The sequence below is a fragment of the Leucobacter ruminantium genome (assembly GCF_017565705.1).
Taxonomy (GTDB): Bacteria; Actinomycetota; Actinomycetes; order Actinomycetales; family Microbacteriaceae; genus Leucobacter; species Leucobacter ruminantium.
Genome location: NZ_JAGDYL010000007.1, coordinates 55550 through 69173, shown reverse-complemented (window position 1 = coordinate 69173; position 13624 = coordinate 55550). Strand labels below are relative to the sequence as shown.

Here is a 13624-nt window from a genome sequence, read left to right as displayed (position 1 = left end):
CCCGCGTCACTTCTCGGCTTCTCCGGACTCTCACTCGGACGAGTGACCGTTTCGGGGTACTCTTCGAGGATGAGGGGCCGCGCGCGTGGGGGCGCGCAGAGGGGGAGACTGTGCAGTCTATCGAGAGAGATCGTGTCGGCGACCCCGCCGCCACGGACGCCGAGTTGCTGACGCGCCTCCGCGAGGGGAGCTCGGAGGCCTACGCCCAGCTGTGGTGCCGCTATATCGGGCTCGCTCTGACCGTCGCCCGCCGGTACGCGCCGGGGGCGGCCGAGGATCTCGCATCGGAAGCCTTCCTCGCCGTCTACCGGCAGGTCGCCGTCGAGGGGAAGGGACCCCGGGAGGCGTTCCGCCCCTACCTGCTCACCACCATGCGCAACCTCGCGATCCGGTGGAGCAAGGCGGGACGTCTCGTCGACACCGATCCGGACATCGACGAGACGGACGCGGTCGATCCCCTCACGATCTTGAGCGACGAGGCGGAGGCGGGCGAGCTGCTCGCGGCCTTCCAGGATCTGCCGGAGCGCTGGCAGCGGGTGCTCTGGCTCGCCGAGGTCGAGGACGTACCGCGGGCTCGCATCGCCGCGGAGCTGGGGATCAAACCCAACGCCGTCTCGGCGCTGACGAGACGCGCCCGCAACGGTCTCGGGCTGCAGTGGCTCACTCGGCGGGTCCCCGCACGGCTCGCATCCGATCCGCTTCACGCCGCAGCGCTCCTGCCGGCCTACGTCGCGGCCCCGAGCGAGGTCTCGGCAGCCGATCGCAACCGCATCGAAGGCCACCTCGCGGGCTGCGGCGTCTGCGCCGAACTGCACGACGAACTGCGCGCGGGGTTCGCGCGCACGCGGCGCGCCACCCTCGGCGCGGCAGGTTTCGCCGCACTCGCCGGGGTTATTCCCGCGAGCGCCGCAGGCTCGGGCGGGGCTGCCGGTGCCGCGGCGCTGCTCGTCGGCGGTGTCGTGGCAGGCAGCATGGGGTCGACGGGGGTCGCCGCCGGCATCGGCGTCATCGCCGTGGCCGGTGTGCTTGCCACTGCCCTGTTCTTCTCGGGCGGCGCGTCGGGTGCGGCGGACGGCAAACCCTCCGAGACCGGTTCGGCGTCGGTACCGGGCAACTCGGACGGTTCGACCTCAGGCTTCCCGTCCGGGACCGGAACGGACACGAACGGCGGCTCGGGAACCGGCGGAGGCTCGAGCGCTTCCGCAGGCGGGAACGGGCAGCAGCCGAACGGCGAGTTCGGGCGCGGAGTCCAAGACCCGACGATCGTCGCCGCGGACTTCGACCCCTCGGGTCAGCCCGGCGAATACCTTCCCCCTCCACCGCAGCCTCAGCCCGCCCAACCCGGCACGGTGTCCGGTCCGACCGATGGACAGCCGGGCGGTGACCCCGGCGGCGGCCCCAACCAGATGCTGCTCACCTCCGGCGCGGAGCCGATCCCCGAACAGCAGCGCTACATCGCACCGCAGCTGAGCGGCCGTGCCACGCCGGGTTCCACCGTGGCCGTCGAGTACCGCTACCTCGACTCGTACACGACGCCCACCGCGAGGATCTACACAGTCGCCCCGGACGCGGCGGGCGCGTGGAGCTTCGACTTCCGTTCGCTCGGCAATGGAAGGTCGGGCACGCACGAGTATCGGGTGTGGGCGTTCACCGAGACCGACTCCTCTGCAGCCATCACCGGAACTTTCACCATCGAGTCTCCCCTCATCACCGGTGTCGAATTCGCCACCACCATCCCACTCGAGGAGGCCTCGCAGACCGGCCTGGTCTTCCAGGTCACCGGCGCCCCCGGCACCACGGTCTGCATGACCACGGCCGCCGCCGAGCAGTGGTACGAGATCCCTCTCGACGGATCGGGGAAGGCCGTGCGCCGCATGCGCATGCATGCGTATGGCTTCTACTACCTCTACCTGGAGCAGTGCGACCGAGCCTCGGCGACGGAGATGTATCGCGGTGCTCCCGCAGAGCTGGCTGTCGACGTCTACGACGACGGAGCGCCGATCTTCACACCCTGGGATCCAGGGCTCGAGTCCATCGATCTGGAGCCGGTCGACTGAGGGGTCGGCTCGGCAGGCACCGCCCGGTGAACCACTAGAATCAGGCGCATGATGACAGGCGGAACCCCCGCGCAGGGCCTGCGCGCACTGTCGCTCTCCACGCAGGTCTGGCTGGCTCGGCGACTCGGCCGCGCGGACTGGCTCGAGCGCGCCGAGCGTCCGATGTGGGCCCTGTCCGACATGCAGCCGGTCACGGCGGCGTGGTGGCGCGAGCGTCGACGGGTGCCGGGGCGCTTCTTCTACCTGGCGCTCGGCGACTCCACGGCGCAGGGTATCGGGGCGAGCGTGCCCGGCCGCAGTTACGTGGGGCAGCTCACCGATCGCATCAAGGCGGAGATCGGCGAGCCCGTGCACGTGACCAACCTCGCCGTCTCGGGGGCGACGAGCGCCCTGTGTGCGAGGGATCAGCTGCCGCGCGCCGTGAACCCGTTGAAGAAGCACCCCGACCTCGTGACCGTCGCGATCGGTGCGAACGATATCGCCGCGTGGGATCCGGTCGCATTCCACCGCAACCTGAGCACGATTCTCGATGCGCTGCCCCCGCACACGATCGTGGGCGAGGTGCCCTCGTTCCACCTTCCGTGGCGGGAGCGCGCGGTGAGGCAGGCGAACCTCATCCTGCACGCCGTGGCCGAGGCGCGTGGTTTCGAGGTCGTGCCCGTCTACCGCGCGACCCGCGAGCGCGGGCTGCGCGGCATCCTCACCGAGTTCGCCGAAGACGCGTTCCATCCGAACGATCGCGGCTACGAGGTGTGGGCCGACGCGTTCTGGCCGCTCGTTCTCCCGCGCGTCGAGCGCTGGAAGCGCGAACACGCAGGCTGAGGGGCCTCTCCCGCTCCGCCGCCTCCGACGGGGACGCCGAATCGATTCGCGGAAGTCCGCGTCACTTTTCGCGCCCCGTCGACTCTCTCTATATCGAGCCGTGCCCGGATCGGTAGCCCGGCGGCTGAAACCCTGGAGAGAGGCCCACGATGACGTTGCAGCATACAGAACCACGGAGAAGGACGGGACGGGCGATCGTCGCCCTGATCGTCGGACTCCTCACGATACTCGCGCCGACTACGACCCCTGCATTGGCAGCGGTCGCCGACGGCACGGTCTGGGTCGGGCCGCGAGAGGGGCACGGCGGGAACGGGATCTTCGGCATCCACGAGACCGTCCCCGCCGATCCGAACAACCCGGGCACCCCCGACTACTGGGCGTACTGCATCGAGCACAACGTCTCGGCCAAGACGAGGCTCGAGGGACGGGTCGGCGACGCTTCGAGCTACCTCGGCTCCAACCTCTTCAAGTCGGACCCCGCCGTGTACGGCAAGGTGCTCTGGGTGCTCGCGCACAGCTACCCCGCGCTCAGCCTGTCCGACTTCGCCGACGCCGCGAACGTGCCCGGCATCTCGCGCAACGACGCCATCGAGGCGACCCAGTACGCGATCTGGCGCTACACCGACCTCGGGTTCGACGCCGACTGGAACTGGGCGGGCACCGACTCGGTCGAGAACACCAAAGCCGCCTACCAGTACCTCATCGCCGGCGCGAACGCGAGTTCCGGACTGACGCCGGCCGATTTCGAGGCCACCGTCTCGATCACGGCCCCCTCCGGCGCATTCGAGCCGGGAGATCTCGTCGGCCCCTTCACGGTGCACACGAACCGGCCGACCGCCTCCGTGTCCGTCGATCCGGCGATCACGCTGACGAATGCCGCGGGCGAAGCCATCGACCCGAACGCCGTGACCGACGGCCAGGAGCTGTACCTCGACCTGCGCTCCGCGACGGAGTCGGGTTCCGCGACGGTGACGGCCGCAGTGACCGGGTCGAGCGCGAGCGGCTCGGTGATCTCGGTGCCGACTTCCGCGGGCGGCACCCCCACCGCGGCCGACCACGCGCAGTCGATCATCCTGATCGCGCCCGACACCGCCCGCACGACCGCGCAGGCGACGGCGAGCTGGACCGCGACGCCCGTCGCCCTTCCTGCGATCGGAACCTCCCTCGTGGACGCCGCGGACGGCGATCGCATCGTCGCGTGGGACGGCGGCACCGTCATCGACACGGTCGCGTATGCGAACCTGACGCCGGGGCAGCAGTACACGCTTACGGGAGAGCTCATGCGGAAGTCCGACGGTTCGGCGACCGGCATCACGGGCTCCACGACCTTCACCCCCACATCCGCGTCCGGCACCGTCGAGGTCTCTTTCACGATCCCTCGCGGCTACGCGGGGGAAACTCTCGTCGCCTTCGAGCGGCTCTATGCGGGTTCGGAGGTCGGCGGCACCCCTGTGGCGGCCCACGAGGACATCGACGATGCCGCCCAGACCGTCGTAGTGGCACAGGCACCGGCAACGACGCCGGCGAAGCCGGCCGCACCGACCGCGAAACCTGCGGCCGAACTGGCGCGTACGGGCGGAGGCCCCGCATCGGCGCTCGCCGCCACGGCGTTGCTCGCGGTGCTCGCCGGCTCCGCACTCCTCGTAGCGCGACGCCGCGCGGTGTAGGCACGACCGGGGCGCGGCCTCCCGCCGCGCCCCGGCGCCCCTACTCCCCCAGCATCTCCGTCACGAGGGCCGCGATCTCGCTGCGCTCGGACCGTGTGAGCGTGACGTGGCCGAAGAGCGGGTGCCCCTTCAGCTTCTCGATCACCGCGGCGATGCCGTCGTAGCGGCCGACGCGCAGGTTGTCCCGCTGCCCGACGTCGTGGGTGAGCACCACCCGCGAGTTCTGCCCGATGCGCGAGAGCATCGTCAGCAGCACACCCCGCTCGAGCGACTGCGCCTCATCCACGATCACGAAGGCGTCGTGCAGCGAGCGGCCGCGGATGTGGGTGAGCGGCAGCACCTCGACCAGGCCGCGCGCCATCACCTCGTCCAGTACGTTCTCGGAGACGATCGACCCGAGCGCGTCGAACACGGCCTGCGCCCACGGCCCCATCTTCTCCTCGCGGTCGCCGGGCAGGTAGCCGAGTTCCTGCCCGCCGACGGCGTACAGCGGCCGGAACACCATGATCCTGCGGTGCTGGCGGCGCTCGAGCACCGCCTCGAGCCCCGCGGCGAGCGCGAGCGCCGACTTGCCGGTGCCCGCGTTGCCGCCGAGCGACACGATGCCGACCCGCGTGTCGAGCAGCAGGTCGATCGCGAGCCGCTGCTCGGCGCTGCGGCCCGTGACTCCGAAGACCTCCCGGTCGCCGCGCACGAGGTGCAGCGAGCGCGGGCCGTCGACGCGCCCGAGCGCCGAGCCGCGCGCGGAGGTGATGATGAGACCGGTGCCGCGGGTCAGCCCCTCGACGTCGTCGACGTCGTCGAGCCGCTCCTGGTCCCAGAGCGACTGCATCTCGTGCTCGGCGAGCTCGATCGTCGCGGTTCCGGTGTAGGCGTCGTCGTGGGCGAGCTCGGCGCGGTACTCCTCGGAGCCGAGCCCGAGCGCCGCGGCCTTGAGCCGCATGGGGAGGTCCTTCGACACGACGGTGACGTCGAGGCCGTCCGAGGCGAGGCTCTGGGCGACGGCGAGGATGCGGGTGTCGTTGTCGCCCAGCCGCATGCCGCTCGGCAGCGCCTCGGCGCTCGAGTGGTTGAGCTCGACACGCACCGTGCCGCCGGAGTCGCCGACGGGCACGGGGAAGTCGAGGCGAAGGTGGCGCTCCCGCAGCTCGTCGAGGATGCGGAGCGCGCGCCGCGCGAAGTAGCCGATCTCGGGGTCGTGCCGTTTCTTCTCGAGTTCCATGACGACCACGATGGGCAGCACGACCGCGTGCTCGGCGAAGCGGAAGAGCGCCGAGGGATCGCTCAGCAGCACCGAGGTGTCGAGCACATAGGTGCGCAGACGCTCCGTCGAGCGATCACGGCCCTCGTGCGCTTCGGCCGAGAGGGGTTCGGAATGCGGGAACTCGGTCACAGTGTCTCCTTCGTCCGGTGCCTCTCACGCTACGCTCGCGCCGCTCGATGCGTCGAAGCGACACACACCGATCCGAGTGAAGAACGGTGAACATCCGGTTGCGCGGGGGTTGCGCCCCGTGCCCGCGAGGGATCCCTCACCGCGGGTAACACTCCCGAAACCGGCGGGAAACAGGCCCGGCAGTAGAATTGCAACGGTTCGACAGCCGAAGGGAGCGGGAGATGCAGCTGCTCTGCCTCGCCGATAGGGATCCGGCCGAATCGCTGCCCGCGCTCGACCTCCTGCCGCACGAGGTGCGCACCTCCCCGCTGTCGCTCAGGGTTCCCGACACGATGCCGTCGCGCTTCGACGCGGTGCTCATCGACGGCACCCTCGACGCGCGCCGCGCTCGCACGGCCTGCCAGGCCCTCGCCGGTACGACGCAGACGCCCCGCGTCGTGATCCTGCCCGAGGTCGCCCTCACCGCGCTCACCGCCGACTGGGGGGTGAGCGAGCTGCTGCTGCCCGGTGCGAGCCCGGCCGAGGTGGAGTCGCGGCTGCGCCTGCTGGAGCGCGGCTCCGCCGCCGACGCGCCCGTCGCGGAGGTGCAGGCCGCGGGCGTCGTGATCGACGAGTCGAACTTCATCGCCCGCGTGCACGGCCGCACCCTCGACCTCACCTACAAGGAGTTCGAACTGCTGCACTTCCTCGCCGCGCATCCCGGCCGCGTGTTCACGCGCGAGCAGTTGCTCAGCGATGTCTGGGGCACCGACTACTTCGGCGGCACCCGCACGGTCGACGTGCACGTGCGGCGCCTGCGCGCCAAGCTCGGCGAGCACGAGGGGCTGATCAGCACGGTGCGCGGTGTCGGCTACGGCTTCGCCCGCGAACGCGACTACGATGACGACTGACGCGCCGCGCCCTCGCAGCTGAGCGGGTGCCGACGGCGGTTCGCCCGGGCGCGCACGGCAGGAGGACGACCATGACCGAGGCCGAGCTCATCGAGATCGATCCGGGAAGCTCAGGAGAGCCGGGAACCCGGGCGCTCGCCGACGCGCGAGCGGTGATCGCGGCCGCGGAGAGCGCAGACGGCCGGCCCCCGGTGTCGGATCAGGCGCTGCTCGCGGCCTCGCAGGGCCGACGCGCACTGCGGCGCTTCGCCGAGGCGGCGGACCCGGAGCGCACCGTCGCCGTCGGCATCGTCGGCGAGGGAGAGGTCGACCTCGTCGTCGATCCCTCGGCACGCGGGAGAGGGATCGGCTCAGCCGCCCTCGACGTGCTGCTCGACCGTGCGGCCCCCGGCGAGCTGAAGGCCTGGGCGCACGGCGACAACCCCGCGGCCGACGCGCTCCTCGCGCGCGCGGGGTTCGAGCCGGTGCGATCCCTCTACCGCATGGCCCTCGATCCCTCGCGGCTGCCCGATCCATCATCCGATCCCCTCGCCCTCCCCATGCCCACCGGCTTCGCGCTGCGCGCCTTCGACCCCGAGCTGCCCGAGGACGCGGCGGACTGGGTGCGGCTCAACGCCGCCGCGTTCGCCTCGCACCCCGAGCAGGGGCGCATCACCGAGGCCGACTTCGCCCTGATGCGCGAGGAGCCCTGGTTCGATCCGGCCGATCTGCTCTTCATCGAGGACGCGGAGGGAGTCGCGGGCTACACCTGGGTCAAGACCGTTCCGGGCGAGGGATCCGCCCCCATCGCCGAGCTCTACGCCATCGGGGTCGATCCCGCGCGCTCGGGGCACGGCCTCGGCCGCGCGCTGCTCGAAGCGACGCTCGCGCGGATGGCGCAGCACCGTCCGGCGAAGGTCGAGCTCTACGTCGACGGCGAGAACGAGGTCGCCGTCGGCATGTACGAGCGCGCCGGCTTCACGATCGACTCCCGCAGCCGGCAGTGGCGGCGCTGACCGGAACCTGTCATTCACCTCCGCTTCGCTCGCTCCGCGAGCCGAACTGCCAGAATGGACATATGAACGACGACACGAGCGAACCGACCGGCGAGATCGAACTCCCCGCGGACCGCTACATCGACCGCGAACTCAGCTGGCTCGCGTTCAACCAGCGGGTGCTCGAACTCGCCGAGGATCCGACGGTCCCGCTGCTCGAGCGCGCGAACTTCCTCGCCATCTTCGCCTCCAACCTCGACGAATTCTTCATGGTGCGCGTCGCCGGCCTGAAGCGGCGCATCGTCACCGGCCTCGCCGTTCCGACCAATGTGGGCCGCGCCCCCGTCGACGTGCTCGCCGGCATCAACGCAAAGGCCTACGAGCTGCAGCTGCGGCACGCGCGCTGCTTCGCGGAGGACGTGAAGCCCGCGCTCGCGTCCGCCGGCGTGCGCATCGTCGAATGGGATCAGCTCGACGACGCCGACCGCGCCGTGCTCACCGAGTACTACGAGCAGCACATCTACCCCGTGCTCATGCCGCTCGCGGTCGACCCGGCCCACCCCTTCCCCTACATCTCCGGCCGCGCGCTGAACCTCTCCATCCGCGTGCGCAACCCGCGGACCGACAAGGTCGAGTTCGCACGCCTCAAGGTGCCGCAGATGATCCCTCGCTACGTGCGCGTGGACCGCCGTGAGGCGCTCGACGATGTGCGGTTCATCCCGCTCGAGGTGCTCATCGCGAATCAGCTCGACGGGCTCTTCCCGGGCATGGAGGTCATCGACCACCACGTGTTCCGCGTCACACGCAACGAGGACATGGAGATCGAGGAGGACGAGACCGAGAACCTCATCCAGGCGCTCGAGAAGGAGCTGCTGCGCCGCCGCTTCGGGCCCCCGATCCGCCTCGAGATCTCCGACGACATGGACGAGGCGACGCTCGAACTGCTCGTGAGCGAGTTCGACATCGACGAGCAGCAGGTCTACACGCTGCCCTCCCCGCTCGACCTCAGCGGACTCTTCGCGCTCTCCGGCCTGCGCCGTCCGGATCTCCGGTTCAAGCCGCACATCCCGGTGACGGCCCCCCAGTTCCGCTCGAGCTCCTCGAGCGACAAGCCCGACGTGCTGGGCGCGATCGCCCGGCGCGAGGTGCTCGTGCACCACCCCTACGAGTCGTTCGCGACGAGCGTGCAGGCCTTCGTGGAGCAGGCCGCCACCGACCCCGACGTGCTCGCCATCAAGCAGACCCTCTACCGCACCTCGGGCGACAGCCCCATCGTCGCCTCCCTCATCAAGGCGGCCGAGGCCGGCAAGCAGGTGCTCGCTCTCGTCGAGATCAAGGCCCGCTTCGACGAGGAGGCGAACATCACCTGGGCCCGCAAGCTCGAGCAGGCGGGCGTGCACGTCGTCTACGGCCTCGTCGGCCTCAAGACGCACTGCAAGCTCGTGCACGTGATCCGCGAGGAGCAGGGCAAGCTCGCCCACTACTGCCACATCGGCACCGGCAACTACAACCCGAAGACGAGCCGCATCTACGAGGACTTCGGTCTCTTCACCTCGTCGCCCGAGGTGGGCCGCGACGTGACCAAGCTCTTCAACGTGCTCTCGGGCTACGCGATCGAGACGAACTACGACCGGCTGCTGGTGGCCCCGGAGGGCCTGCGCCGCGGGCTGCTCGAACGCATCGAGCGCGAGGCCGAGCACGCGCGAGCGGGCAGGCCGAGCGGCATCAGACTCAAGGCCAACTCGATGGTCGACGAGCAGATCATCGACGCCCTCTACCGCGCGAGCCAGGCGGGCGTGCCGATCGACATCTGGATACGCGGCATCTGCTCGATCCGGGCGGGCGTGCCCGGGCTCTCCGAGAACATCCGGGTGCGCTCGGTGCTGGGCCGCTACCTGGAGCACTCGCGCATCTACGCCTTCGCGGGCGGCGGCGAACCCGAGGTCTTCATCGGCAGCGCCGACCTCATGCACCGCAACCTCGACCGCCGCATCGAGGTGCTGGCGCGCATCGTCGAACGCGAGCACCTCGCCCGCATCGACCGCTTCTTCGGCTTCTGCTTCAGCGACGACGTCTCCTCGTGGCGCATGCTGCCCGACGGCTCGTGGGAGCGCCGCACGGTCGGCGAGAACGGCGAGCCCCTCCCCGACCTGCAGGATCTCGTGATGACCGACCGCACGGAGGCGCGCGCGAGGCGGTCGCGATGACGCGACGCGTGCTGGCCGCCGGCACCGTCTGCTGGCGGCGCGTGCCCATGCCCGACGGCGAGCGCATCATGGTGCTGCTGATCCACCGCACCAAGCAGCGCGACGTGTCGTTCCCGAAAGGCAAGCTCGACCCCGGTGAGAGCATGCCGCAGGCGGCCGTGCGCGAGACCCTCGAGGAGACCGGGCTCGCCGTGCCGCTCGGCGTCAACCTGGGCACGGTGCACTACGAGCTCCCGAATGGCGCCGAGAAGACGGTGCAGTACTGGGCCGCCGAGGTCGACGAGACCGCCGTGCACGTGTCGTCGTTCGTGCCGAACCGAGAGGTCGAGGCCCTCGAGTGGACACCCCTCGAACAGGCGCGCAAGCGCCTCAGCTACCGCGCCGACCGCGAGATCCTCGACGTCTTCCGCAGACTCGCCGAGCGCGATGCGGCCGAGACGTTCTCGGTGACGCTGCTGCGCCACGCCAAGGCCGAGCCGCGCGGCGACGCCTACCCCGAGGATCGGCTGCGACCGCTCTCAGACGCCGGCGAGGACCAGGCGGAGACCCTCGTGCCGACCCTCGCCGCCTTCGCCCCCGCGAGGATCATGTCGTCGAACGCCGAGCGCTGCCTGCGCACCGTCGCACCGATCGCCCACCACCTGCGGAAGACGGTGCGGGTGCGAGAGGCTCTGAGCCAGGACGCCTGGGACGCGGGCGAAACGGCGGAGCTGCGACGCACCATCGGCAAGATCGTGCGGAAGGGCAAGAACGCGATCCTCTGCACGCACCGCCCCGTGCTGCCCGATGCGGCGCGCGAGCTCGCGCTCGCGACCGGCAGCCTGCTCGGCGACTACCTGCGCGAGGCGGCCGCGCTACCGCCCGGTGGATTCTCGGTGTTCCACCTCTCGCGCAAGCACCCCGGTTCGGGCATCCTCGGCGTGGAGACCTACCCCCTCAAGCACGTCGAGTGAGCGGTGGTCGCCCCACGGCTGATTGAGCGCGGCGAAGCCCCGCACCGCTGATCGAGCGAGCGCCAGCGAGTCGAGATCAAGCGGGGGAACGCGCGCTCACCCCGCGGCCGGCGCCGGATCCTGCGTGATCAACCACTCGTGGGCCCCGGCCGCCGCCGCTCCCATCGAGTCAACCGTGGCGCGGGTGCGCTCCCGCACGCCGGCGTCGAAGTCGGCGCCCTGGCACGCGCCCTGCGGCGCGTCGGAGGCCACCGAGCACCACTTGTAGCCGCCGTTCTGCATGTTCGTCGCCGCGGTCCAGGCGACGTCGTTGGTCGTCCAGGTGCCGTCGGCCTGCTTCGCGAACTGCACCCGGGTCAGCAGGAACTCGTTGTTCACCCGATTGGCGGGCGGCGCCGACTCGCTGATGAAGTTGCCGGTGCCGTAGAGCACCCACTTGCCGTTCACATTCTCGAGCGGCTGGACCGCGTGGGCGTGGTGCTGGTAGACGAAGTCGAACAGGCCGCTGGCGTGCAGCTGCAGGGCGAGGTCGCGCTGCCCCGGCGTCGGCTCGCTCCAGTACTCCTCGCCGATGTGCTGCACGCCGATCACGAGCTCGGCGCCCATATCCCGTGCCTTCTGAGCCTTCGCGATCGTGCGCTCGGGGTCGACGCGGGGCTCCTCCTCGCGATAGTCGACCTGCCACCAGTGCTCGTTGTAGTTGCCGTTCACCGAGAACGTCGACGTGATGACGGCGACCTTGACCCCGTTCGCCTCGACGATGAGCGGCACGTCGCGGTCGGTCTCCGCACGGTAGGTCCCCGTGTGCGCGAGGCCCACCGCGTCGAGCTTGTCGAGAGTGCGCAGCAGCCCCTCCGTGCCCATGTCCACGCTGTGGTTCGATGCGGTGGTGCAGACGTCGAATCCAATCGCCTTCGCGGCGTCGGCGACCTCGGGCGGGGTGTTGAAGTTCGGGTACCCCGCGTATGGGCCGCCCGGCACCGACAGCGGCGTCTCCATCTGGCAGATCGCGAGATCGCTGCGATCGAGGTAGGGCTTTGCTCCCTCGAGCAGCGGCATGAAGTCGAAGTTCTGCCCGGCCTCGTTGGTCGGAATGGCGAACGGCGACCACAGTCCCTCATGGAAGAGCAGATCGCCTGCGACCGCGACCGACACGCAGTGCTCGGTGGGGCAGGCCGGGCCCGCCCCAGGCTGGGGCTGCGGCTCCGGTTCGGGCTCCGGCTCCGGAGCCTCCGTCGCGGGCGGCGTCGTCTTCTGCGGCTCCTCCTCGGCGGCGCATGCCGCCGCCCCGAAGAGCAGCAGCGCCGCCATCCCCGTCGTCGCCATCGCCCGCAGTCCTCGTTGCACCATGTCCAGGAGTCTACCCGGGCGGATCCCTCGCCGATGTCGATCCCTCGCCTCGCCCAGGGATCGGTGCCGATGCGTCGGTCGACGTTCACCTTCCGTTCACCCCTCGGCAGAGCGGCCGTCACCCGGGGTGCATAGCGTGAATGCTGTTGGGCCGGACAAGCGCTCGACACACCACGCACACATCGAGAAATGGACACGATCAGAAGTGAAGTTCTCACCCGTGATCAAGACCGCCGCGATCGGCGGCATTGCGCTCCTCGCCCTGACCTCCTGCGCGGCCAACGAGGCATCCGGCCCGGCCGACTCGAGCGGCCTCTCCGGCGAGCTCTCCGGAGCGGGCGCCTCCTCGCAGGGCGCGGCGCAGGAGGCCTGGATCGCAGGCTTCCAGACCGCGAACCCCGACGTGACCGTCAACTACGACCCCACCGGCTCGGGTGCGGGCCGCGAGACCTTCCAGCAGGGCGCCTCTGCGTTCGCTGGTTCCGACCGCGCGTTCAAGACCGATGAGATCTCGGCCGGCCCCTTCGACGGCTGCGCCACGAGCGACATCGTCGAGGTCCCCGCCTACATCTCCCCCATCGCGATCGTCTTCAACATCGACGGCGTCGACAGCCTGAACATGGATGCGAAGACCGTCGCCGACATCTTCTCGGGCAAGATCACCAACTGGAACGATCAGGCCATCGCTGCCCTCAACCCCGACGTCACGCTGCCCGACCAGGCGATCTCGGCCGTGCACCGCTCCGACAAGTCGGGCACCACCGGCAACTTCACCGAGTACCTGGAGGCCGCGGCTCCCGAGTCGTGGACCGTCGGCTCGGTCGAGGAGTGGCCGACCGAGCTCGGCGGCGAGGGCGCGCAGGGCACCTCCGGCGTCGTCGAGGCCGTCACCAACGGCGTCGGCACCATCGGCTACGCCGACGCGTCGAAGGCCGGCGAACTCGGCACCGTCAAGATCAAGGTCGGGGACGAATTCGTCGAGTACACGCCCGAGGCCGCCTCGGCGATCGTCGACGCCTCGACCCTCGAGGAAGGGCGCACCGAGCACGATCTCGCGATCGAGCTCGACCGCACCACGACCGAGAAGGGCGTCTACCCGATCGTGCTCGTGAGCTACCTCATCGGCTGCGAAGAGTACGCCGACGCCGCGAACGCGGAGCTCGTCAAGGAGTACTTCGGCTACATCGTGAGCGAGGAGGGCCAGCAGGCCGCGGCGGAGTCGGCCGGCAGCGCTCCCATCTCCGAGGATCTGCGCGGCAAGGTGCAGACCGCGATCGACTCGATCAAGTGATCATCGCCGCTGGTCGAGCG

The 13624-nt window shown here is 70.3% G+C and carries 10 protein-coding genes; 8 read left to right on the top strand and 2 right to left on the bottom strand.

Annotation, left to right across the window (positions count from 1 at the left end):
- Positions 1–110: 110 nt before the first annotated feature.
- The 3 genes from J4H91_RS05935 (at position 111) to J4H91_RS05925 (ending at position 4546) form a co-directional block, all read left to right on the top strand.
- Positions 111–2057 (top strand): sigma-70 family RNA polymerase sigma factor, encoded by a 1947-nt coding sequence (locus J4H91_RS05935; RefSeq protein WP_208045344.1) that lies wholly within the window; start codon positions 111–113, stop codon positions 2055–2057.
- Between the two features lie 48 nt (positions 2058–2105).
- Complete coding sequence (locus J4H91_RS05930) at positions 2106–2879, top strand: SGNH/GDSL hydrolase family protein (RefSeq protein ID WP_243752689.1); 774 nt, start codon at positions 2106–2108, stop codon at positions 2877–2879.
- A 251-nt stretch (positions 2880–3130) separates the two neighbouring features.
- A complete protein-coding gene (locus J4H91_RS05925; RefSeq protein ID WP_208045343.1) occupies positions 3131–4546 on the top strand; it encodes a VaFE repeat-containing surface-anchored protein in 1416 nt (471 codons plus the stop codon).
- A gap of 40 nt (positions 4547–4586) precedes the next feature.
- Here the strand turns inward: J4H91_RS05925 and J4H91_RS05920 are convergent, their stop codons facing one another.
- Entirely contained in the window at positions 4587–5867 is a 1281-nt protein-coding gene (locus tag J4H91_RS05920; protein ID WP_243752702.1) for an RNA 5'-3' helicase PhoH2, read from the bottom strand.
- A 293-nt stretch (positions 5868–6160) separates the two neighbouring features.
- Here J4H91_RS05920 and J4H91_RS05915 point away from each other — a divergent pair, with 293 nt between their 5' ends.
- The 4 genes from J4H91_RS05915 (at position 6161) to J4H91_RS05900 (ending at position 10963) form a co-directional block, all read left to right on the top strand.
- Positions 6161–6829, top strand: coding sequence for a winged helix-turn-helix transcriptional regulator (locus tag J4H91_RS05915; RefSeq protein ID WP_208045341.1), 669 nt, complete (start codon positions 6161–6163; stop codon positions 6827–6829).
- A 71-nt stretch (positions 6830–6900) separates the two neighbouring features.
- Positions 6901–7824, top strand: a complete 924-nt coding sequence (gene mshD / locus J4H91_RS05910) for a mycothiol synthase (RefSeq protein ID WP_208045340.1) — start codon at positions 6901–6903, stop codon at positions 7822–7824.
- Between the two features lie 62 nt (positions 7825–7886).
- The gene (locus J4H91_RS05905; protein WP_208045339.1) at positions 7887–10010 is read left to right on the top strand and encodes an RNA degradosome polyphosphate kinase; all 2124 of its coding nucleotides are present in this window, start codon (positions 7887–7889) and stop codon (positions 10008–10010) included.
- Complete coding sequence (locus J4H91_RS05900; protein WP_208045338.1) at positions 10007–10963, top strand: NUDIX hydrolase; 957 nt, start codon at positions 10007–10009, stop codon at positions 10961–10963. Before J4H91_RS05905 ends, J4H91_RS05900 begins: the two co-directional genes overlap by 4 nt.
- Positions 10964–11059: 96 nt before the next feature.
- Here J4H91_RS05900 and J4H91_RS05895 read toward each other — a convergent pair whose 3' ends face one another.
- Positions 11060–12313, bottom strand: a complete 1254-nt coding sequence (locus tag J4H91_RS05895; RefSeq protein WP_243752688.1) for a CapA family protein — start codon at positions 12311–12313, stop codon at positions 11060–11062.
- Between the two features lie 205 nt (positions 12314–12518).
- Between J4H91_RS05895 and pstS the strand changes: the two genes are divergently transcribed.
- Complete coding sequence (gene pstS / locus J4H91_RS05890) at positions 12519–13604, top strand: phosphate ABC transporter substrate-binding protein PstS (RefSeq protein WP_208045337.1); 1086 nt, start codon at positions 12519–12521, stop codon at positions 13602–13604.
- The last annotated feature ends 20 nt before the right edge of the window (positions 13605–13624 follow it).

What these genes read in the sequence shown, in the direction of transcription:
- J4H91_RS05930 (WP_243752689.1), top strand. Translation starts at nt 2,106, where the DNA reads ATGATGACAGGCGGAACCCCCGCGCAGGGCCTGCGCGCACTGTCGCTC.
- mshD (WP_208045340.1), top strand. Translation starts at nt 6,901, where the DNA reads ATGACCGAGGCCGAGCTCATCGAGATCGATCCGGGAAGCTCAGGAGAG.
- J4H91_RS05900 (WP_208045338.1), top strand. Translation starts at nt 10,007, where the DNA reads ATGACGCGACGCGTGCTGGCCGCCGGCACCGTCTGCTGGCGGCGCGTG.
- J4H91_RS05915 (WP_208045341.1), top strand. Translation starts at nt 6,161, where the DNA reads ATGCAGCTGCTCTGCCTCGCCGATAGGGATCCGGCCGAATCGCTGCCC.
- J4H91_RS05905 (WP_208045339.1), top strand. Translation starts at nt 7,887, where the DNA reads ATGAACGACGACACGAGCGAACCGACCGGCGAGATCGAACTCCCCGCG.
- J4H91_RS05895 (WP_243752688.1), bottom strand. Translation starts at nt 12,313, where the DNA reads ATGGTGCAACGAGGACTGCGGGCGATGGCGACGACGGGGATGGCGGCG.